The following is a 20,507-nucleotide window of genomic DNA, read 5'->3' as shown; positions in this document are numbered from 1 at the left end:
TTAACAGGTGAGCCGTCTCCGTAGGGTGGGTAAGCGCAGCGCACCCACCGTGGCCGCCTATTTCAACGGCGAGTTCTTGCGCTCAATGCTGTAGCGCTCCAGCTCTTTGTACGGCACAACCTGGCTTTTCTTCTTGCGTACGTCCACCACCGTCATGCGGTCAGTGCAGGAGTAGCACGGGTCGAGGCTGCCGATAATCAGCGGCGCGTCCGACACCGTATTGCCGCGCAGCATATAGCGCAGCGTCGGCCAGTTGGCATAGGTCGCCGCCCGGCAGCGCCAGCGGTAGAGCTTCTGGTTGTCGCCGGTCATGCTCCAGTGAATATCATCGCCGCGCGGCGCTTCGGAAAACCCCAGCGCGAAACGGTTCGGAATATAGGTAAACCCTTCCACCAGCAGCGGCCCACCGGGCAGGTTATCCAGCCCGAAGTCGATCATATTGAGCGCGGTAAACACCTCGTTAATGCGCACTTTCAGGCGGGAAATCACGTCGCAACCTTGCTCGATGTGCACTTCCATCGGCAGCAGGCCGTACCCCACAAACGGATGATCGGCGCGGGTGTCGCGGGCGTGGCCGCTCGCGCGCACCATCGGCCCGACATTACTGAAATCGCGGGCGATCTGCGGGTCGAGACGGCCAATGCCCGCCGTACGCTGTTCGATATTCGGCGTGCTGAGCAAAATGCTCACCAGATCCTGCACCTCGCGGCGCATCTGCTGGGCCAGTTGACGGGTCTGCGTCATGTCATCTTTCAGCAGATCGCGGCGAATGCCGCCAATCAGGTTCATGCCGTAGGTTTTGCGTGCGCCGGTCAGGATTTCCGCCATCTTCATGGAGGTTTCACGCACGCGGAAAAACTGCATAAAGCCGGAGTCGAACCCGACAAAATGGCACGCCAGACCGAGATTCAGCAGGTGGCTGTGCAGCCGCTCGACTTCCAGCAGAATGGCGCGGATCGCCTGCGCGCGCTCCGGCACCTGAATACCCATCGCGTTTTCCACCGACGTGGTGTAGGCCGTACTGTGGGCGAACCCGCAGATGCCGCAGACGCGGTCGGAGAGAAACGTCACTTCGTTGTAGCCCATGCGGGTTTCGGCGAGTTTCTCCATGCCGCGGTGGACGTAAAAAAGCCGGTAGTCGGCATCGATGATGTTTTCGCCATCCACAAACAGCCGGAAGTGGCCCGGCTCGTCGGAGGTGACATGCAGCGGGCCGATGGGCACCACGTTATTTTTGGCATCGCCCAGTTCGTTAATGAACTCATAGGTTTCTTTATCGCTGGTCGGCGCCGGGCGCTGGCGGTAATCCATGCTGTCTTTGCGCAGCGGATAGAGGTCGTCCGGCCAGTCATCCGGCAGCACCAGACGACGCTCATCTGGCAGACCGACCGGGATCAGGCCATACATATCGCGCACTTCGCGCTCGCCCCAGACGGCGGCGGGCACGCGAGGCGTCACAGACGGAAACTCCGGTTTATTCGCGTCCACCTCGACACGCACCGTTATCCAGCACTTCACGCCCTGCTCCATCGAGAGCACGTAGTAGACCGCGTAGCTGCCGCAGAGCTTGCGCTCGTCGTTGCCAAACAGCACCGACAGCCAGCCGCCCTGCTGGTAGTAAAGAAACTGCACCACTTCCGGCAGATAATTGATTTTCACCGTGACCGTCAGCTGGTCTTTGGTTTGCCAGGCTTCATCGAGCACCACGCCGGGAAACGCCTCGTGCAGTGCGCGCAGATAGTGTTGCCCTGTTTTTTCTTCAGACATCGTTCAGTTCTCTTATCACGCCGCCAGCAAGGAGACGAAAGCTAAAAAGGCCAGGCCGAAACCGGTCCAGGTAACGCGTGAAACGGCGTTAAAGCGCAGGCGCGCCATGCTGTTTTCAAAGAGCGCGATAATCAGCACGCCCACCAGCAGTTTGACGACGGCCAGTGCCAGCGCTATCGCCAGGCCGCCCGCACTGAAAGTCAGCATCTGGCCCCAGGGCACAAACACGCCGACAAACATCTGTAACACCACCAGTTGCTTGAGGCTGACGCCCCATTTCAGCAGCGCAAAGCCTGCACCGCTGTACTCCGACAGCGGGCCTTCCTGTAACTCCTGCTCCGCTTCGGCGAGATCGAACGGCATCTTGCCCATTTCGATGAACGTGGCGAAGGCGCAGGCCGCGAGCGCCAGCACCAGCGTCAGGCTGTGCGCGACGGGCCAGTCATAGACGCGTGCGGCTATCTGGCTGATATGTGTTGAACCCGCCACCGTTGCCGCGACCCACAGGCCGAGCAGCAGAATCGGCTCCACCAGCACGCCCAGCATCGCTTCACGGCTTGCGCCGATGCCGGTGAACGGGCTGCCAGTATCCAGCCCGGCAATGGCAAAAAAGAAGCGCGCAATGGCGAAGAGATAGATAAGCGTAATGAGATCGCCCGCGCCCGGCAGCGGCGAGTGAACGGTCACGACCGGCAGCGCGGCGGCGATGGTAAACATCACCGCCAGCATGGCGTACGGCGTGAACCGGAACACCCAGCCGGACGCCGCAGGCGCGACGCTCTGGCGGCCCAGCAGTTTGATGAGATCGCGATACTCCTGCAGCACGCCCGGCCCGCGCCGGTTATGCAGACGGGCGCGCGCCACGCGGGTGACGCCCGCGAGCAAAGGCGCGCAGGCAAACAGCACCAGCGCCTGTAAAAGAGGGAAAATAACGTTTTGCATCTCAGACTCCCCGTGAAATCACGACGACCAGCAACACGGCCAGTTCGACCGCCGCCAGACGACGACACAGCACTGGCAGGCCAGCGCTCTGCCAGCCCGGCAGCAGACGCGCCGGATTAAGGATGTGGCGTAGCTGAATCAGCGGCGCGAAGGCGGCCTTGACGGGCCGTGCGAACCCATGCGCGGTAATGACCATCTCCGGCTCGTGGTCGTAACCGCAGACCCAGGCGCTGCCGCGCGTGCGCGCCGGCAGGCGGTCGCCTTTAAAGATCGTCATCAGCAGGAACGGCAGCAGCAGCGAGCCTGCCAGCAGCAGCGTAATCACCGGCTGCGAGACGGCAGTGCCTGCGGTGACGATCGGCAGCGGAACGGCGCGGCCCAGCAGCGGCAGCAGCCACGGCGCGGCGACGCCGCCTGCCACACAGCACAGCGCCAGCATCGCGACACAGAAGCGCATGAGCCAGGGCGCGTCAGTCGCCTGCGCAGCGGCCTGCGTGCGCGGCGCGCCGAGGAACGTCACGCCGTAGACTTTCGCCATACACATCACCGCCAGTGCGCCGGTAATCGCCAGCCCCACCGCCAGCAGCGGCCCGAGCAGACGGGCGATAAGCAGCGGCTGCGCGCCCAGGTTAAAGAACGCCTGATAAATCACCCACTCGCCCGCGAAGCCGTTCAGCGGCGGCAGCGCGGCCATCGCCATCAGGCCTACCAGCATAGAGATCGAAATGAGCGGCATGGTTTTGCCGATACCGCCAAGCTTTTCGATATCGCGCAGGCCGGTGCGGTGAAAGACCGCGCCCGCGCCGAGAAACAGCGTGGTTTTAAACAGGCTGTGGTTGAAGAGATGATAGAGCCCACCCACCAGACCGAGCGCCACCAGCGCAGGCTCACCAAGCGAAATGCCCACAAGCCCCGCGCCGAGCCCCAGCAGGATAATGCCGATGTTCTCAAGCGTGTGGTACGCCAGCAGCCGGTGGATATTGTGCTCAAGCAGCGCGTAAAGCCCGCCGATAAACGCGGTCAACATGCCGAGCAGCAGCACCAGCACGCCGCACCAGAGCGGCAGCGCGGCGTTCATCAGTGAAAAGACCAGGATGCCGTACAGCCCCACTTTCAACACCACGGCGGAGAAGAGCGCGGCGGCGGGCGCGGTGGCCTGCGCATGCCCCTGCACCACGCCGCCGTGCAGCGGAATAACGCCTGCGAGCAGCCCAAACCCTGCCAGCCCCGAGAGCCAGATGGTCGCGCTAAACGGCTGCCCGGCGGTAAGGGAACTCAGCGCCAGCATGTCGAGCGTGCCGTACTGCCGCCATAGCAGCCAGCAGGCGAGCGCCAGCAGCAGCGTGCCGAGACGCCCCAGCGCAAACCAGAGCTTGCCGCCCGCGCTGTCGCCGGTCAGGAATACCGCGGCGAGCGCCATGATTTCCGCCATCACCACCAGCGCGGCGAGGCTCTGCGCCGTGACCGCAAGGGTAGCCGCGCCAAGCAGCAGATTGATAAGCGCCCCGCTGGCGCGCGCGTGGCCGTCGCGCGGAGGGATAAGCGTAAACAGGCAGATAAAAAATCCTGGCAGGCCGAGTGTCGCAAGCCAGATGGCGTTAAAGGCGGTGAGATGCACATCAAGCGCGCCGATGTGCGTCGTAAGCGGCCCGTCGTTCACGTTGAGCAGCAGCCAGCCGCCCGCCGCCAGTGCGCACAGGCAACCGAGCGCGCCGCCAAGGCCACCAAGCAGCGCGCTGAGCGGCTTATGCCAGGCGCACAGCAGTGCGAGCGCAAGCCCCGCGCCAAAGGCCGCCAGCGCGCCCTGATATAAGTAAATCGCGTTCATTATTCTCCTCCGCGCGGTTGCAGCAGCAGCGATAAATCGCCGAGGTCGGCGTTAATGGTCAGCTCGCGTTTACGGCGGCTGGCGCGGGCGATGTCGTGGTTATCGACAAGCTTCAGCGCGCCGGTCGGACAGGTGCGTATGCAGGCCGGGCCGTCTGCGTCGAACTGGCAGAGATCGCACTTCACCGCCACAGCGCGCACGCCGGGGGTCCAGTCGAGAAACGCGCCGACGCGCGCAGGCGCAGGCGGCGCGGGCGGCGCTTTCGGGCTGTTGACGTTAGCCGGAATATGCAGCGGGCGGCTGCCGGAGAATTCAATCGCGCCGAACGGACAGGCGATGCCGCAGAGTTTGCAGCTCACGCACAGGCTTTCATTGAGCTGAATCGCCCCCGCCTCGCGGGTAATGGCGTTCACCGGACAGACCTGCGCGCACGGCGCGTCTTCGCAGTGGTGGCACAGCTGCGGGGCGGAATCTTTTTGGTTACGCATAACCGTCAGGCGCGGCCTGGATTGCAGTCCATGCAGGCGGTGCGTCTCCGAACAGGCGGCCTCACAGGTGTGGCAGCCGATGCAGAGCGTGGAGTCGGCAATGATAAAACGGTTCACCAGGTGTTCCTCAGGTGATGGACATTTTTGACGAAAAGTGACGACGACGGACGATTTCGACAGTCAGCGACACCTCGCCCGGTTAATGTGACGACGCGTCGCGGGCCGCCAGGATCTCGCTGATGCGCAGCGGCGTATCCTGCTGCACGGCGTCATAGAGTCCGTCGACCAGCGCGCCGATTTTGTCGAGATAGTGCGCCAGCACCCGCTCGCGGTCGCGGATATCCACAACGCCATCCAGCAGGCCTTTTGCGTCGAGCTGCGCGGTGGCGAGCAGCGTCTCTTCGCTGCCGTCGCGGCGGGCTATCAGATAGTTAATGGTGCGGCAGTGAAAGCCTTCGGCCTGCTCCACGCGGATGGCGAAGTGCTCAAAAAGAAAGAAGCACAGCCCGTTTTGCGGCTCGCAGCCGAGCGAGTGATGCAGCTTCTGGCGCGACAGCGTAATGGCCTGGACCAGCGTGTTGCAGTAGGTGTGCCAGTGCGTCTGTAACGCGCGGTGACGATCGGCGATAAATTCCGCCTTCTGGCTTAATTCGGAAAGGATCATAGTTATTAGCTCATTTAACAGAGATACCCGTCTTTAGCAGGAACCATGCCATTTTTTAATTTGCTGTTTTTTAATGATTTATTCTTAAACGTCACGTTTTAACGTCTGTCATGACGTGTCATTTCGACAGCCTCGACACCCGCCGCGACAGCCTCCCGCCGCGCCTCTCATGCGCTGGCACCGTTATTGCATTGCCTGTGGCATTCGCAAACGCAAAGCGTACCGGAGGCGTTATGCATGAACTCACCCTCTGCCAGCGGGCAGTAGAAATCATTGAACAACAGGCGCAGCAGCGTGGCGCACGAAAAGTCACCGGCGTGTGGCTGGAAATCGGCGCGTTCTCCTGCGTTGAGCGCGGCGCGCTGGAGTTTTGCTTTGATCTGGCGTGCCGCGACACCCGCGCCGAAGGCTGCACGCTGCATTTAAGCCAGCAGGAGGCGAAGTGCTGGTGCCCGCAGTGCCAGCGCAACGTTCAGTTACTCACGACGCTGGTACGCCGCTGCCCGCATTGCCATAGCGCGGATCTGCGCATCGATGCCGATGACAGCGTGCAAATCAAGCGTCTCGAAATAGAACAGGAGTAGAAGATGTGTACGACCTGCGGTTGCCAGCACGGCAACCTTTATATAGAAGGCGATGAGCACAACCCGCATTCGCCGTTTCGCGCCGCCCCCTTTGCCGCCGCGCCGCGTGTCACGGCCCCCATCTCCAGCATAAACGTGAACGCGTTTACCCCTGACGAGACACCGGATGGCTCTCTCAATTACGGCCTCGGCGAGGCGGGCACCCATGCGCCCGGCTTAAGCCAGCGCAAAATGGTGGAGATTGAAATCAACGTGCTCGATAAAAATAACCAGATTGCTCAGCGCAACCGCCAGCGGCTCGCCGCGCGCGGTCAGCTGGCGCTGAACCTGGTCTCCAGCCCCGGCTCCGGCAAAACAACGCTGCTCACCGAAACGCTTAATCGCCTGCGCGACACCACGCCCTGCGCCGTTATCGAAGGCGATCAGCAGACGGTAAACGACGCCGAGCGTATTCGCGCTACCGGCACCCCGGCGATTCAGGTCAATACCGGCAAAGGGTGTCATCTCGACGCGCAGATGATAGAGGACGCGATGGCGCGTCTGCCGCTCGCGGATAACGGCGTGCTGTTTATTGAAAACGTCGGCAATCTGGTCTGCCCGGCGGGGTTTGATCTCGGCGAGCGCCACAAAGTGGCGGTGCTCTCGGTAACCGAAGGTGAAGATAAGCCGCTCAAATACCCGCATATGTTCGCCGCCGCCTCGCTGATGCTGCTCAATAAAATCGACCTGCTGCCGTACCTGAACTTCGACGTTGAGAAATGCATGGCTTACGCGCGTGAAGTCAACCCGGATATCACTATCCTGCTGGTCTCCGCCACGCGCGGCGACGGCATGAGCGCGTGGCTCGCCTGGCTGGAGGAACAGCGATGTGCATAGGCATTCCGGGGCAAATCTGTGAACTGCTCACCGGCAATCTCGCGCGCGTCGAGGTGTGCGGCGTGCGGCGCGACGTCGATTTAACGCTGGTGGGCACGCATGACGAGAACGGCCAGCCGCGCCTCGGCCAGTGGGTGCTGGTGCATGTGGGTTTCGCCATGAGCCTGATTAATGAGCGCGAGGCGCGCGAGACGCTGGAGGCGCTGCAAACGATGTTTGAGGTGGAGCCGGATGTCGGCGCGCTGCTGTATGGCGAGGAGAACCGCTGATGCGTTATGTCGATGAATACCGCAACCCGGAACGGGTGCTGCGCCTGATGGACCGGCTGTGCGAGCGCGCGCCGCGCTTAAGCCACACGGCGCAGAAACCGCTGCGCATTATGGAAGTGTGCGGTGGCCACACCCATGCCATTTTTAAATTCGGCCTCGATCGCCTGCTGCCGGAGAACATCGAGTTTATCCACGGCCCCGGCTGCCCGGTCTGCGTACTGCCGATGGGACGCATCGACAACGCCACCGAAATCGCCCGCCGCCCCGGCGTTATTTTCTGCACCTTCGGCGACGCCATGCGCGTGCCGGGCAAAAACGGCTCGCTGCTCCAGGCCAAAGCCGAAGGCGCGGACGTGCGTATCGTCTATTCGCCGATGGACGCGCTGAAGATCGCCGGGCAGAACCCGGCGCGCGAGGTGGTGTTTTTCGGCTTAGGCTTTGAAACCACCATGCCTGCCACCGCGCTGACGCTTATCCAGGCGAAAGCGCGCGACGTGCGTAATTTTTACTTTTTCTGCCAACACATTACGCTTATCCCGACGCTGCAAAGCCTGCTGGAGCAGCCGGATAACCAGATCGACGCGTTCCTGGCGCCGGGGCATGTCAGCATGGTGATCGGCACGCACCCGTATGATTTCATTGCCGGGCGTTTCGCGCGCCCGCTGGTGGTGGCCGGTTTTGAGCCGCTGGATCTGCTACAGGGCGTGCTGATGCTGGTTGAACAGCGCATCGCCGGAGAAAGCCGCGTGGAAAACCAGTACCGCCGCGTGGTGCCGGACGCGGGCAACCCGGCGGCGCAGCAGGCGATCGACACGGTGTTTTGTGTCGAGGGCGACAGCGAATGGCGCGGGCTCGGCGTGATAAACCACTCCGGCGTGCGGCTTCGCCAGGCGTTTCAGTCCTTTGACGCCGAGGCGCATTTCGCGCCCTCGCCGCAGCAGGTCAACGATTCCCCCGACGCCCGTTGCGGCGAGGTGCTGACCGGTCGCTGTAAACCCGCCCAGTGCCCGCTCTTCGGCGCTCACTGTAACCCACAAAACGCCTTCGGCGCACTGATGGTCTCCTCGGAAGGAGCCTGCGCCGCCTGGTATCAGTATCGTTCAGAGGAGTGCGACGCATGAACACGATTACCCTCGCCCACGGCAGCGGCGGCCAGGCGATGCAACAGTTGATCGACCACCTGTTTATGCAGGCGTTTGCAAACCCGTGGCTGGCGGAGCAGGAAGATCAGGCGCGACTGCCGCTCGCCGAACTGACGGCGGCTGGCGACCGGCTGGCGTTTTCCACCGACAGCTATGTTATCGATCCGCTGTTTTTCCCCGGCGGCGACATCGGCAAGCTCGCAGTTTGCGGCACCGCCAATGACGTCGCGGTGAGCGGTGCCGTTCCGCGCTGGCTCTCCTGCGGGTTTATTCTTGAAGAGGGGCTGGCGATGGCGACGCTTGAGAAAGTCGCCCACAGTATGGCCGCGACGGCGCGCGCGGCGGGCATTCAGATAGTCACCGGCGACACCAAAGTGGTGCCTCGCGGCGCGGCGGATAAGCTTTTTATCAATACCGCCGGGCTTGGGGCTATCCCTGCGGATATTCACTGGGGCGCGCAGCAGCTTGCGCCCGGCGACGTGCTGCTGGTCTCCGGCACGCTTGGCGATCACGGCGCGACGATTCTCAACCTGCGAGAACAACTGGGGCTTGAAGGAGAGCTTGCAAGCGACTGCGCCCTGCTCTCGCCGCTGATTCAGCAACTACGTGCCGTGCCTGGCGTGAAAGCCCTGCGCGACGCCACCCGCGGCGGCGTTAACGCCGTGGCGCATGAATTCGCGGCAAGCGCGGGGTGTGGGATCGAATTACAGGAACGCGCGCTGCCGCTCAAACCCGCCGTGCGCGGCGTTTGCGAGCTGCTCGGGCTGGATGCGCTGAATTTCGCCAACGAAGGCAAACTGGTGATAGGCGTGGCGCGCGAGGCGGCGCAACACGTGCTGGAAGCGCTGCGTGCGCATCCGCTGGGGCAGGATGCGGCCATCATCGGCGAGGTGGTGGCGCAAAAAGGCGTGCGGCTCGCCGGGATTTACGGCGTGAAGCGCACGCTTGATCTGCCGCATAGCGAACCTTTACCCCGGATCTGCTAAACCCTGTTTTTGCGCAAGAACCTGATAAACAGGCTGTGCCTACAATATTGATTTACGTTTCTGCACGTTGCGAACGCATTCTGGATGAGCCAATGTCATACACACCCATGAGCGATCTCGGCCAGCAAGGGCTGTTCGACATCACTCGCACTCTGATGCGCCAGCCCGATCTCTGCGCGCTGGCGGAGGCGCTGAAATCGCTGCTTAACGCCTCCGGCATGGCGGATCGGGTTAACATTCTGCTGTATCACCCGAAACATCAGCGTACCTGTTTTTACAGCGTCGACAGCGTCGGCAATGCCGTGACGTATGAAGACGAAACGGTGCTCTCTCACGGCCCGGTGCGTCGGCTGCTCTCGCGCCCCGAAGTGCTGCACTGCCAGTATGATGAATTCGCCGAGACCTGGCCGCAGCTTGCGGCCCTCCCGCTCTACCCGGCCTTTGGCTACTACTGCCTGGCCCCGCTCGCCGCCGAAGGCCATATTTTCGGCGGCTGCGAGTTTATTCGCGACACGCCCGCGAGCTTTAGCGAAAAAGAGTTTTCCCGGCTGCAGACGCTGACGCAAATCGTGAGCGTCGCGGCGGAGCAAATCCAGACGCGGCTTGGCAACAGCCAGGATTACGCGCTGCTGTGCCGGGAGCGCGACGACTTTCGCATTCTGGTCGCCATCACTAACGCAGTGCTCTCCAAACTGCATCTCGACGAGCTGGTGACCGAGATTTCGCATGAGATCCACCGCTATTTCAGCATCGACTCCATCAGTATCGTTCTGCCGGCGTCGCGCAAAGGCAAACTGACGATTTACTCCACGCACTATGTCGATGAAGCCGCGCCGCTGCACGATCAGAGCGAAGTGCAGGAGAAAGGCACGCTCTCGGCGCGCGTGTTCAGCTCGCGCGAAATGCTGCTGGTGAATCTGCACCAGCGCGACGATCTCGCGCCTTACGAACAGATGCTGTTTGAGATGTGGGATAACCAGATCCAGACCATCTGCCTGCTGCCGCTGATGTTTGGCGAGAAGATGCTGGGCGTGCTGAAGCTCGCACAGTGCGAGGAGCATATTTTCACCGCCGCTAATTTAAAACTGCTGCGCCAGATTGCCGAGCGCATCGCGATTGCGGTGGATAACGCACTGGCGTACCAGGAGATCCACCGCCTTAAAGAGCGGCTGGTGGATGAGAACCTGGCGCTGACCGAGCAGATTAACAATGTTCCGGCGGATTTCGGCGAAATCATCGGGCGATCGGATGCGATGATGTCCGTGATGAAGCAGGTGGAAATGGTCGCCAAAAGCGACAGCACGGTGCTAATTCTTGGCGAAACCGGCACGGGTAAAGAGCTTATCGCGCGCGCGATTCATAACCTGAGCGACCGCAACGGGCGGCGCATGGTGAAGATGAACTGCGCGGCGATGCCCGCAGGGCTTCTGGAAAGCGATCTCTTCGGCCATGAGCGCGGCGCGTTTACCGGCGCCAGCGCCCAGCGCATCGGACGTTTTGAGCTTGCCGATAAGAGCAGCCTGTTTCTGGATGAAGTGGGCGATATGCCACTGGATTTGCAGCCGAAACTGCTGCGCGTGTTGCAGGAGCAGGAGTTTGAGCGGCTCGGCAGTAACAAAGTTATCCAGACCGACGTGCGACTGATTGCCGCCACCAACCGCGATTTACGCCAGATGGTGGCGGACCGCGAGTTCAGAAGCGATCTTTACTACCGCCTGAACGTGTTCCCGATCCACCTGCCACCGCTGCGCGAGCGCCCGGAGGATATCCCGCTGCTGGTGAAGGCGTTCACGTTTAAAATCGCGCGCCGTCTGGGGCGCAGCATCGACAGTATTCCCGCCGAAACGCTGCATGCTCTGAGCGAGATGGAGTGGCAGGGTAACGTGCGCGAGCTGGAAAACGTGATTGAGCGCGCGGTGCTGCTGACGCGCGGCAATGTGTTGCAGCTCTCACTGCCGGAGCTGACGCTGCGCCCGGCGAAAAAACCGGTCGCGCCGCCGCCCGTCGAGGTGCGCGACGGCGAAGATGAGGTGGCGCGGATAACGCGGGTTTTGAGGGAAACCAACGGCGTGATCGCCGGGCCGAAAGGCGCCGCCGCGCGCCTGGGCGTGAAGCGCACGACGCTGCTTTCACGAATGAAGCGGCTGGGGATCGATAAGGAAGCGCTGTAAGCGTTGCGGTTTTGGGGAGTGATTTTTGGCGGGGGATTTTTGGCGGGTGCGCGTTGCTTACCCGCCCTACGAGATATCGGGCCTCACGTTTAATGTAGGGTGGGTAAGCGAAGCGCACCCACCGTTTTTTCACCCTGCCACAAAACGAACGGTAAGGTAATGGTTTTAACTCCGGCTAAAAAAAAGCGGCCCATCAGGGCCGATTTTCCGCCGGGAGCCGGGATTGCAAAGGGGCGGCGGCAAGCCCCCTTTGCACGTTCGCGTGATACGTACATCCATATAAAGGGAACATTATGGCGAACGGAATGTGTTCACCGCCCGGTATATATCATCTGAACACCTGCCTGATGGCGGGTGCGCTGCACTTACCCGCCCTACGAGATATTGGGCCTCACGTTTAATGTAGGGTGGGTAAGCGAAGCGCACCCACCGTTTTTTCACCCGGCCACAAAACGAACGGTAAGGTAATGGTTTTACTCCGGCTAAAAAAAAGCGGCCCATCAGGGCCGACTTTCCGCCGGGAGCCGGGATTGCAAAGGGGGGGGCGGCGAGCCCCCTTTACACGTTCGCGTAATACGTACATCCATATAAAGGGAACATTATGGCGAACGGAACGTGTTCACCGCCCTGGTATATATCATCTGAACACCTGCCTGATGGCGGGTGCGCTACGCTTACCCGCCCTACGGCAACGGTGGTTTCCGTTTACTGGCGGGTGCGCATTGCTTACCCGCCCTACGCTAACGGCGGCTTTCGTTTGCTGGCGGGTGCGCTGCGCTTACCCGCCCTACACGAATCATTCACCCTTAAACATCGGCGGCGGGCGACGGAAACGGCGCGTCAGCCACGTCAGATACATCAGCCCCAGCGCGGCCCAGATAAGCCCCATCGTCAGCGAACTCTTCTCCAGGTTCAGCCACAGCACCGCAACCGTCAGCGCGCCCACCAGCGGAAGGATCAGATAATTAATTCGGTCCTTCCAGCCTTTGTTACGCCCTTCCCGCAGGAAAAAGTGATTCACCACCGAGAGGTTCACAAACGTAAACGCCACCAGCGCGCCGAAGTTAATCAACGCTGTCGCGGTCACCAGGTCGAAGGAAAGCGCGCTCAGCGCCACGACGCCCACCAGAATCACGTTCAGCGCAGGAGTGCGCCATTTCGGGTGCACATAACCGAAGACCTTTTCCGGGAAGACGTTATCGCGGCCCATCACATACAGCAGGCGCGACACGCTGGCGTGCGACGCAAGACCAGACGCCAGCGTGTTCACAAACGTACAGCACAGGAAAACCGACTGGAACAGCTTGCCGCCCACATAAAGCGCGATTTCCGGCAGCGCCGCGTCCGGCTCTTTAAAGCGTCCCATCGTCGGGAAAAAGAGCTGAATAAAAAACGAGGCCGCGATGAAAATCACGCCGCCGTAGAGCGCCGTCAGGAAAATCGCGCGCGGAATGGTTTTGCCAGCATCCGGCGTCTCTTCTGAAAGCGTCGTCACCGCGTCGAATCCGAGAAACGAAAAACAGACGATGGTCGCCCCGGTGATAATCGGCAACAGCTGCGCGTTTTCACTGACAAACGGCTGTACCGACCAGATGGTGCCCGTCCCCTCGCCTTTATGCAGACCGTGGATCACCAGGAAAATAAACACCACGATGATGGCCACCTGCACCGTCACAAACAGCGTGTTGAAATTCGCCACCAGATTGACGCTTTTCAGGTTCGCGAGCGTCATGATGCCCACGTAAAGCACCACCCAGATCCACTGCGGCACGTCGGGGAACATCGCGGAGAGATAGAGCTTCGCCAGCAGCACGTTGATCATCGGCAGGAACAGATAATCGAGCAGCGACGACCAGCCCACCAGAAACCCGACGTGCGGGTTAATCGCCTGCTGGGCGTAGGTATAGGCAGAGCCTGCCGTCGGAAAGCGCTTGACCAGTTTGCCGTAGCTGATGGCGGTAAACAGCACGCCCGCCAGCGCCAGCAAATAAGAGGCTGGCACGTGGCCGTTGCTGATACCGGATACAATGCCGAAGGTGTCGAACACGGTCATCGGGGTCAGATAGGCCAGGCCCATCATCACCACCTGCCAGAGTTTGAGCGATTTGCGCAGCTGCGGACGCGCCGCGGCAACGTTGAGATCGTAGTTAATCGCCATCGCGCGTTCCCCCTTTCGTCTCTGTGATTCGTCGCGAAACAGAGGCCGGAGGGAGTCGTCGTGACGCGCGCTGAAAACGCGGATGAAGCAATGCCTCGGGCGCGGGCCCGTAGTTACTGCGGCTCAGGCGGGTGCCCGCGCGCAGCGGACAGACATAAAGTGGCACCATCTCAATATCCTCGTAACGTATCCTGAACGTCGTCTGTAAACCGCTGTCGCGCGCTAATCCTTCACGCGACACCGGAAAAGCCGGCGCAACAGGCCCGGCGAGCTTTTGCCGCGGCCTTCTGTGGCGCGGCATGGTGCGTACTGAATCCGCTTTGGGTATTAACAACCTGTAGCCTGGATAACGCCCGCCTGCCATAAAGCGGGTGAAAGTTTCAGGCCAGCCGTCAGGCGTTTTTCAGCATCCACTCAATTTCCGTTTCGGTGATGAGCCGCTCAAACTGGATAAGCTCGTCGTTCTTGCAGGCGTGAAACACCTCGCAAAAACGCGCGCCCAGCCGCTCGCGCATCGCCGGATGAACCTGGAATTCATACAGGGCGTCGCTCTGGCGGATAGGAAACGGCGCTCCTTCCTGCTCCAGACCGTTGCCCTCCACCGCCTCTGGCAGCGGTAAGTCGTTTTCCAGGCCGTGCACTATACCTGCAAGTACCGCAGACATCACGAGATAAGGGTTCGCATCCGCGCCCGCCACGCGATATTCCACGCGGTGGCTGTCGCGATCGCCGCAGGGAATGCGCAACGCGACGGTGCGGTTGTTGTGGCCCCACGAGGCCTGAGTCGGGACATACATCCCCGGCTGGAAACGGCGGTAGGAGTTAACATTTGGCGCAAGCAGCGCCATCGAAGCGGGCATCATGTCGATCATCCCGGCGAGCGCCTGCTTAAGCAGCGCGGAATCGTCACCGTCGGGAAGCGCCAGCACATTCTGCCCATTATCATCAACGATGCTGATATGGATGTGCATTCCGCTACCGGCGTGCTCTTCATAGGGTTTAGCCATAAAGGTGGCCTGCATGCCGTGTTTTTCGGCTACCAGGCGCACGAGACGCTTGAGCGCCAGCGCGTGATCGCACGCCTGTAAGACGTTATCGGTATGGTGCAGGTTGATTTCAAACTGGCCCGGCGAGGCTTCCGCCACCGCGCCGTCGGCGGGGATCTGCTGCATACGCGCCAGCTCGTCGATATCGCTTAACACATCAGCGAAGCGATCAAGATTATCGACTGAATAGACCTGGCTTTGCGTGTTGCGATCCTGAGTGCCGGGCGCGCACGGCGGCTGGAGATAGCCTTCGGCGTCACGCTGGCGGTCAATGAGATAGAACTCCAGCTCTACCGCTACCACGGGGTGCAGACCGCGCTGGCGCAGCTGCTGCCAGAGCCGGTTCAGCACGTTGCGCGGCTCAACGTCAAAGGGAGTACCATCTTCGTCCTGCATGGTCAGCAGAAGCTGGCCGAGATACTCCGGGTCGGTGGCGGACGGCACCAGGCTTCCCAGTACCGGCACGCAGCGGCGGTCCGGCTCGCCGAGATCCTGCCCCAGTCCCGCCTCTTCCACCACGTTGCCCAGAATATCCATCGCAAAGACCGAAGCCGGGAAATAACAGCCTTTCTCGACTTTTAAAAGACCCGCCACAGGGATGCGTTTGCCGCGAAAACAGCCGTTGAGATCCGTCAGCATTACGTCGACATACTCGGTCAACGGGTAACGCTCAAGATAGGCATTCACTTCGCGGGCAAACGCACTGGTTCGCCTCTCTTCACTGTGATGCACAAAATTTTCTACTTCCACGATATTGGTTTCCATGATTCACCGCCGTTGTTGCAGATGCCGGTCCCGCAATCAGACCGTTCGATATAATTTCCACTTTTAGAATCTAGATGCAACAGAAATGTTTTTCAAATGTTAAATCTCGTTTGAATTTTGGTTACAGCGCTGCTAGATTGAGAAAATATTGAACAGAAGGCGGTGCAAACGTAGCGTTTGTGCAGAATTTAGACCAGCGCGAGAGGACAGTATGGGCATTATATTTAACAGGCCGATGATAGGCGTCGTGATGTGCAGAAACAGTATCAAGGGGCACCCAAGCCAGACGTTACAAGAGAAGTACATTAACGCCGTGCTGAACGCTGGCGGCTTGCCGGTGCCCCTGCCTCATATCGTCGCTGAGTCTGTTCTTCTCGATCAGCTACTCGCTGAACTTGACGGCCTTATGCTGCCGGGCAGCCCCAGCAACGTTCAGCCGCACCTGTATGGTGAAAACGGCGATGAGCCTGCCGCCGATCCCGGGCGGGACACTCTGAGCATCGCGCTGATAGAGCGCGCGCTGGAAAGGCGCATTCCCCTTTTCGCCATCTGTCGCGGGCTTCAGGAACTGGTTGTCGCCACCGGGGGGACGCTGTATCGTCGGCTGTTTGACGAGCCGGAACTGCTGGAACACCGCGAAGATCCTGAACTGCCGCTGGACCAGCAGTACGCGCCCTCTCACGAGGTGCAGGTAGTGCCGGGGGGGCTTCTTGGCAAACTGATACCGGGCTGCAACACGTTTTGGGTAAATTCGCTGCATGGCCAGGGCGCCCGCACGCTGGGCACGCGGCTGCGCGTGGAAGCGCGCTCGCCGGATGGCCTTGTGGAAGCCGCAAGCGTTATCGATCACCCGTTTGCACTGGGGGTGCAGTGGCACCCGGAATGGAACAGCAGCGAGTACGCACTCTCGCGGCTGTTGTTTGAAGGTTTTATTACCGCCTGTCGGGGGTTTCGGGCTGAAAAGCCCCGACCCGCCTGACGTTACTATGAAGGAAGAGACTCTATGAGCGATGTCACCCTGGCGCCGGGGAAGCGTTTAGCGCAGATCCGCCAGCAACTGGGTTTGTCGCAGCGCCGCGTCGCTGAACTTTCCGGGCTTACGCACAGCGCTATCAGCACCATTGAACAGGACAAAGTGAGTCCGGCCATCAGCACGCTGCAAAAGCTGCTGAAGGTGTACGGGCTCTCGCTGTCGGAATTTTTTGCCGAACCAGAAAAACCGGACGAACCGCAGGTCGTCATCAATCAGGAAGATTTGATTGAGATAGGCAGCCAGGGCGTCTCGATGAAGCTGATTCATAACGGGAATCCGCATCGCACGCTGGCGATGCTGTTTGAAACGTACCAGCCCGGCACCACGACCGGGGAGAGGATCAAACACCAGGGTGAAGAGATTGGCACCCTGCTGGAAGGGGAAATCGTGCTGACCGTTAACGGCCAGACGTTCCACCTGACCGCAGGCCAGAGCTATGCCATCAATACCGGCATACCTCACAGCTTCAGCAATACCTCGGCCGGGATCTGTCGCATCATCAGCGCGCACACGCCCACCACCTTCTGATAACCGTTCAGCGCGTTCGGTTGGAAGAAGACGCCGGGCGCGCCTGACACGGGCCGCATCTGACCTGAGCTAAACGGGCTTTTTTTCGCCTGCGGGCTTCTGCGTCAAAAATTCAGGCGGAACCGCCGCCTTACACGCGCTAACCCTTTGTAATCACAGGAGAGGCTATGGAATTTCACGATTTAACCTACTGGCAGAATAAGGCGGCGCGGCTGACCATCGAAGGCCGGCTATTTTATCAGGGCGACTACCGGGCGGCTGCCAGCGGCGACACTTTTAGCATACTCAACCCGGCCACCGGCGAGCCACTTGCCGAAGTGGCGCGCGGGGCGAAGCGCGACGTGGACGCCGCGGTGGCGAGCGCCCGTGCGGTGTTCGAGCGCGGCGACTGGTCGCAGGCGGCACCCGCTGCGCGCAAAGCGGTGCTCATGCGCCTGGCCGCGCTAATGGAGCAGCATCACGAGGAGCTGGCGCTGCTGGAGTCGCTCGACACCGGTAAACCGATTCGCCATAGCCTGCGTGATGATATTCCAGGCGCGGCCCGCGCGCTGCGCTGGTACGCCGAAGCGGTCGATAAACTCTATGGCGAGGTGGCACCCACCGATAACGCGTCGCTTGCGATGATCGTGCGAGAGCCGGTCGGCGTGGTGGCGGCGGTCGTGCCGTGGAATTTCCCGCTGCTGCTCGCCTGCTGGAAGCTTGGCCCGGCGCTTGCCGCCGGTAACAGCGTGGTGCTCAAACCCTCTGAGAAATCGCCGCTCTCGGCGCTGCGCCTTGCGGGGCTTGCGCGTGAAGCGGGGCTGCCGGATGGCGTGCTGAACGTAATACCGGGCTTTGGCCACGAGGCGGGCCAGGCGCTCTCGCTGCACCCGGATGTGGACGTGATGACCTTTACCGGCTCCACCCGCACCGGCAAACAGCTCCTTAAAGACGCGGGCGAATCGAACATGAAGCGCGTCTGGCTCGAAGCGGGCGGCAAGAGCGCTAATATCGTCTTCGCCGATTGCCCGGATCTCGACCAGGCCGCGGCGTCGGCCGCCGCCGGGATTTTCTATAACCAGGGCCAGGTCTGCATCGCCGGTACGCGCCTGCTGGTGGAAGCCTCCATTAAAGACGCGTTTCTGGCGCGCGTGAAAGCACATGCGCAGAGCTTTACGCCAGGCGATCCGCTCGACCCGCAGACCACCATGGGCACGCTGATAGATGACGATCACGCCGCCAGCGTGCGTCGCTATATTGAGCTTGGCCAGGCGCAGGGCGCGACGCTGTGGCTCGATGGCCGCGCGCAGCCGCACCCGGCCTGCGTTGGCCCGACGATTTTTACCGATGTGGATAACCAGATGCGCGTCGCCCGCGAGGAGATTTTCGGCCCGGTACTGGCGGTCACGACCTTTACCGGCGAAGAGGAAGCGCTGCGGCTCGCCAACGACAGCGACTACGGGCTCGGTGCCGCCGTCTGGACCCGCTCGCTCTCACGCGCCCATCGTATGGCCCGGCGGCTGAAGGCGGGTTCCGTCTTTATCAATAACTATAACGACGGCGATATGACCGTACCGTTCGGCGGCTATAAGCAGAGCGGCAATGGGCGCGATAAATCGCTGCACGCGCTGGAAAAATTCACCGAACTGAAAACCATCTGGATGAGCCTGGAGCACAATCATGACTGAACATGTAAACAGCTACTACGCCGCAAGCGCCAATCCGCATGCGCCCTTCCCGACGCTTACAGAATCGCTCCAGTGCGATGTCTGTATTGTCGGCGGCGGCTATACCGGGCTTTCTTCGGCGCTGCATCTGGTGGAGCAAGGCTATGACGTGGTGCTGCTGGAGGCCGCGCGGATTGGGTTTGGCGCGAGCGGGCGCAACGGCGGCCAGGTGGTGAACTCGTACAGCCGCGATATTGACGTTATCGAAGCGCGCTACGGCGCAGAAACGGCGCGGATGCTTGGCAGCATGATGTTTGAAGGCGGTGAAATCATCCGCGAGCGCATTAAGCGTTATGACATTCAGTGCGACTACCGCCCCGGCGGGATGTTTGTGGCGCTGAACCGTAAGCAGTATCTCGGGCTGATGGAGCAAAAGGCCAGCTGGGAGCGCTACGGCAATAACGGTCTTGAGCTGCTGGACGCCGACGCGGTGCGCGGAGAAATCGCGAGCCAGCGTTATACCGGCGCGCTGCTCGACCACAATGGCGGCCATATTCATCCGTTAAACCTGGCGCTCGGCGAGGCGGAGGCGATTCGCTCGCTCGGCGGTAAGATTTTCGAGCAGTCGGCGGCGGTGAGTATTACGCACGGCGAGCCTGCCGTGGTCAAAACCGCGCAGGGCCAGGTGACAGCGCGCTATGTGATTGTGGCGGGCAACGCCTATCTCGGCACGCGTCTTGAGCCTGCGCTCGCGCGGCGCAGTATGCCGTGCGGCACGCAGGTGGTGACGACCGAGCCGCTGGCCCCGGACGTGGCGGCGTCGCTGCTGCCGAACAATTATTGCGTCGAGGACTGCAACTATCTGCTCGATTATTACCGGCTGACGGCGGATAACCGCCTGCTCTACGGCGGCGGCGTGGTCTACGGCGCGCGCGACCCGGATGACATTGACCGGCTGATTATGCCGAAGCTTTTGAAGACGTTCCCGCAGCTGAAAGGCGTGAAGATCGATTATCGCTGGACGGGGAATTTCCTGCTGACGCTCTCGCGCATGCCGCAGTTCGGGCGGCTTGAGAACAACATTTATTATATGCAGGGCGACAGCGGCCACGGGGTGACCTGTACGCACCTTGCCGGCAAGCTTATCTCCGAGGTGCTGCGCGGCGACGCCGAGCGTTTCGATGCGTTCGCGACGCTGCCGCATTATCCGTTCCCCGGCGGGCGTTCGTTCCAGATCCCGTTTACCGCGATGGGCGCCGCATATTACAGCCTGCGGGACCGGCTGGGCGTGTGATTGTTATGTTGAGAGTGTAATTGACACGGTGGGTGCGCTTCGCTTACCCACCCTACAAACCACGCGGCACCGATGTTGGTGGTTTTGCTCCGGCTTAAAAAAATCGGCTTCGCCGTTTCGCCGCAAACACGGTGGGTGCGCTTCGCTTACCCACCTTACATCTAACGTGCGGCCCAATATCGTAGGGCGGGTAAGCAACGCGCACCCGCCATCCAGCATTATGGAGAACGCCTGGGCCGGGTGATATATACAAGGACGGTGAACACGTTCCGTTCGCCATAATGTTCCCTTTATATGGATGCTCGTTTCACGCGAACGTG

17 protein-coding genes are annotated in these 20,507 nt (G+C 61.0%); 10 read left to right on the top strand and 7 right to left on the bottom strand.

Going from position 1 to position 20,507, the window contains the following annotated elements:
* Positions 1 to 57: 57 nt before the first annotated feature.
* The 5 genes from hycE to hycA all read right to left on the bottom strand — a co-directional run bounded on the left by hycE (position 58) and on the right by hycA (position 5,689).
* A complete protein-coding gene (hycE, locus tag G9X48_RS03705; protein ID WP_097641996.1) occupies positions 58 to 1,767 on the bottom strand; it encodes a formate hydrogenlyase subunit HycE in 1,710 nt (569 codons plus the stop codon).
* A 15-nt stretch (positions 1,768 to 1,782) separates the two neighbouring features.
* Complete coding sequence (locus tag G9X48_RS03700; protein WP_097641995.1) at positions 1,783 to 2,709, bottom strand: respiratory chain complex I subunit 1 family protein; 927 nt, start codon at positions 2,707 to 2,709, stop codon at positions 1,783 to 1,785.
* Between the two features lies 1 nt (position 2,710).
* Complete coding sequence (gene hycC, locus G9X48_RS03695) at positions 2,711 to 4,537, bottom strand: formate hydrogenlyase subunit 3 (protein ID WP_097641994.1); 1,827 nt, start codon at positions 4,535 to 4,537, stop codon at positions 2,711 to 2,713.
* The gene (locus tag G9X48_RS03690; RefSeq protein WP_004385377.1) at positions 4,537 to 5,142 is read right to left on the bottom strand and encodes a 4Fe-4S dicluster domain-containing protein; all 606 of its coding nucleotides are present in this window, start codon (positions 5,140 to 5,142) and stop codon (positions 4,537 to 4,539) included. Before G9X48_RS03690 ends, hycC begins: the two co-directional genes overlap by 1 nt.
* Before the next feature lie 82 nt (positions 5,143 to 5,224).
* On the bottom strand, positions 5,225 to 5,689 hold the full coding sequence (gene hycA / locus G9X48_RS03685) for a formate hydrogenlyase regulator HycA (protein ID WP_004385378.1): 465 nt from the start codon (positions 5,687 to 5,689) through the stop codon (positions 5,225 to 5,227).
* A 233-nt stretch (positions 5,690 to 5,922) separates the two neighbouring features.
* Between hycA and hypA the strand changes: the two genes are divergently transcribed.
* The 6 genes from hypA to flhA all read left to right on the top strand — a co-directional run bounded on the left by hypA (position 5,923) and on the right by flhA (position 11,717).
* Positions 5,923 to 6,273, top strand: coding sequence for a hydrogenase maturation nickel metallochaperone HypA (hypA, locus tag G9X48_RS03680; protein ID WP_097641993.1), 351 nt, complete (start codon positions 5,923 to 5,925; stop codon positions 6,271 to 6,273).
* Between the two features lie 3 nt (positions 6,274 to 6,276).
* Positions 6,277 to 7,149: a hydrogenase nickel incorporation protein HypB gene (gene hypB / locus G9X48_RS03675; RefSeq protein ID WP_097641992.1), complete on the top strand. Its 873-nt coding sequence runs from the start codon at positions 6,277 to 6,279 to the stop codon at positions 7,147 to 7,149.
* The gene (locus G9X48_RS03670) at positions 7,140 to 7,418 is read left to right on the top strand and encodes a HypC/HybG/HupF family hydrogenase formation chaperone (RefSeq protein WP_007867307.1); all 279 of its coding nucleotides are present in this window, start codon (positions 7,140 to 7,142) and stop codon (positions 7,416 to 7,418) included. The genes hypB and G9X48_RS03670 overlap by 10 nt, the downstream gene beginning before the upstream one ends.
* Positions 7,418 to 8,539, top strand: a complete 1,122-nt coding sequence (gene hypD, locus G9X48_RS03665) for a hydrogenase formation protein HypD (protein WP_097641991.1) — start codon at positions 7,418 to 7,420, stop codon at positions 8,537 to 8,539. Before G9X48_RS03670 ends, hypD begins: the two co-directional genes overlap by 1 nt.
* Positions 8,536 to 9,546, top strand: a complete 1,011-nt coding sequence (gene hypE / locus G9X48_RS03660; RefSeq protein WP_097583958.1) for a hydrogenase expression/formation protein HypE — start codon at positions 8,536 to 8,538, stop codon at positions 9,544 to 9,546. Before hypD ends, hypE begins: the two co-directional genes overlap by 4 nt.
* Positions 9,547 to 9,638: 92 nt before the next feature.
* Positions 9,639 to 11,717: a formate hydrogenlyase transcriptional activator FlhA gene (gene flhA / locus G9X48_RS03655; RefSeq protein ID WP_097641990.1), complete on the top strand. Its 2,079-nt coding sequence runs from the start codon at positions 9,639 to 9,641 to the stop codon at positions 11,715 to 11,717.
* 796 nt (positions 11,718 to 12,513) lie between these two features.
* Here flhA and G9X48_RS03650 read toward each other — a convergent pair.
* Both G9X48_RS03650 and G9X48_RS03645 read right to left on the bottom strand, forming a co-directional pair.
* Positions 12,514 to 13,875 carry an APC family permease gene (locus tag G9X48_RS03650; RefSeq protein ID WP_004386883.1) on the bottom strand — a complete coding sequence of 454 codons (1,362 nt, stop codon included), beginning with the start codon at positions 13,873 to 13,875 and terminating at the stop codon, positions 12,514 to 12,516.
* 392 nt (positions 13,876 to 14,267) lie between these two features.
* Positions 14,268 to 15,686 carry a glutamine synthetase family protein gene (locus tag G9X48_RS03645; RefSeq protein ID WP_012124971.1) on the bottom strand — a complete coding sequence of 473 codons (1,419 nt, stop codon included), beginning with the start codon at positions 15,684 to 15,686 and terminating at the stop codon, positions 14,268 to 14,270.
* A 211-nt stretch (positions 15,687 to 15,897) separates the two neighbouring features.
* On the opposite strand from G9X48_RS03645, the gene puuD reads away from it, so the two are divergent.
* The 4 genes from puuD to G9X48_RS03625 all read left to right on the top strand — a co-directional run bounded on the left by puuD (position 15,898) and on the right by G9X48_RS03625 (position 20,187).
* Complete coding sequence (puuD, locus tag G9X48_RS03640) at positions 15,898 to 16,665, top strand: gamma-glutamyl-gamma-aminobutyrate hydrolase (RefSeq protein ID WP_097641602.1); 768 nt, start codon at positions 15,898 to 15,900, stop codon at positions 16,663 to 16,665.
* 24 nt (positions 16,666 to 16,689) lie between these two features.
* Positions 16,690 to 17,247 carry an HTH-type transcriptional regulator PuuR gene (gene puuR / locus G9X48_RS03635; protein ID WP_004386885.1) on the top strand — a complete coding sequence of 186 codons (558 nt, stop codon included), beginning with the start codon at positions 16,690 to 16,692 and terminating at the stop codon, positions 17,245 to 17,247.
* A 167-nt stretch (positions 17,248 to 17,414) separates the two neighbouring features.
* Positions 17,415 to 18,914, top strand: a complete 1,500-nt coding sequence (puuC, locus tag G9X48_RS03630) for an aldehyde dehydrogenase PuuC (protein ID WP_105629504.1) — start codon at positions 17,415 to 17,417, stop codon at positions 18,912 to 18,914.
* Complete coding sequence (locus G9X48_RS03625; RefSeq protein ID WP_097641604.1) at positions 18,907 to 20,187, top strand: FAD-binding oxidoreductase; 1,281 nt, start codon at positions 18,907 to 18,909, stop codon at positions 20,185 to 20,187. The genes puuC and G9X48_RS03625 overlap by 8 nt, the downstream gene beginning before the upstream one ends.
* Positions 20,188 to 20,507 lie beyond the last annotated feature (320 nt).

Origin of the sequence: Cronobacter sp. HA18006, assembly GCF_011605445.1 — a bacterium.
Classification (GTDB): Bacteria; Pseudomonadota; Gammaproteobacteria; order Enterobacterales; family Enterobacteriaceae; genus Cronobacter; species Cronobacter sakazakii.
This window is presented reverse-complemented; position numbering and strand designations above follow the sequence as displayed.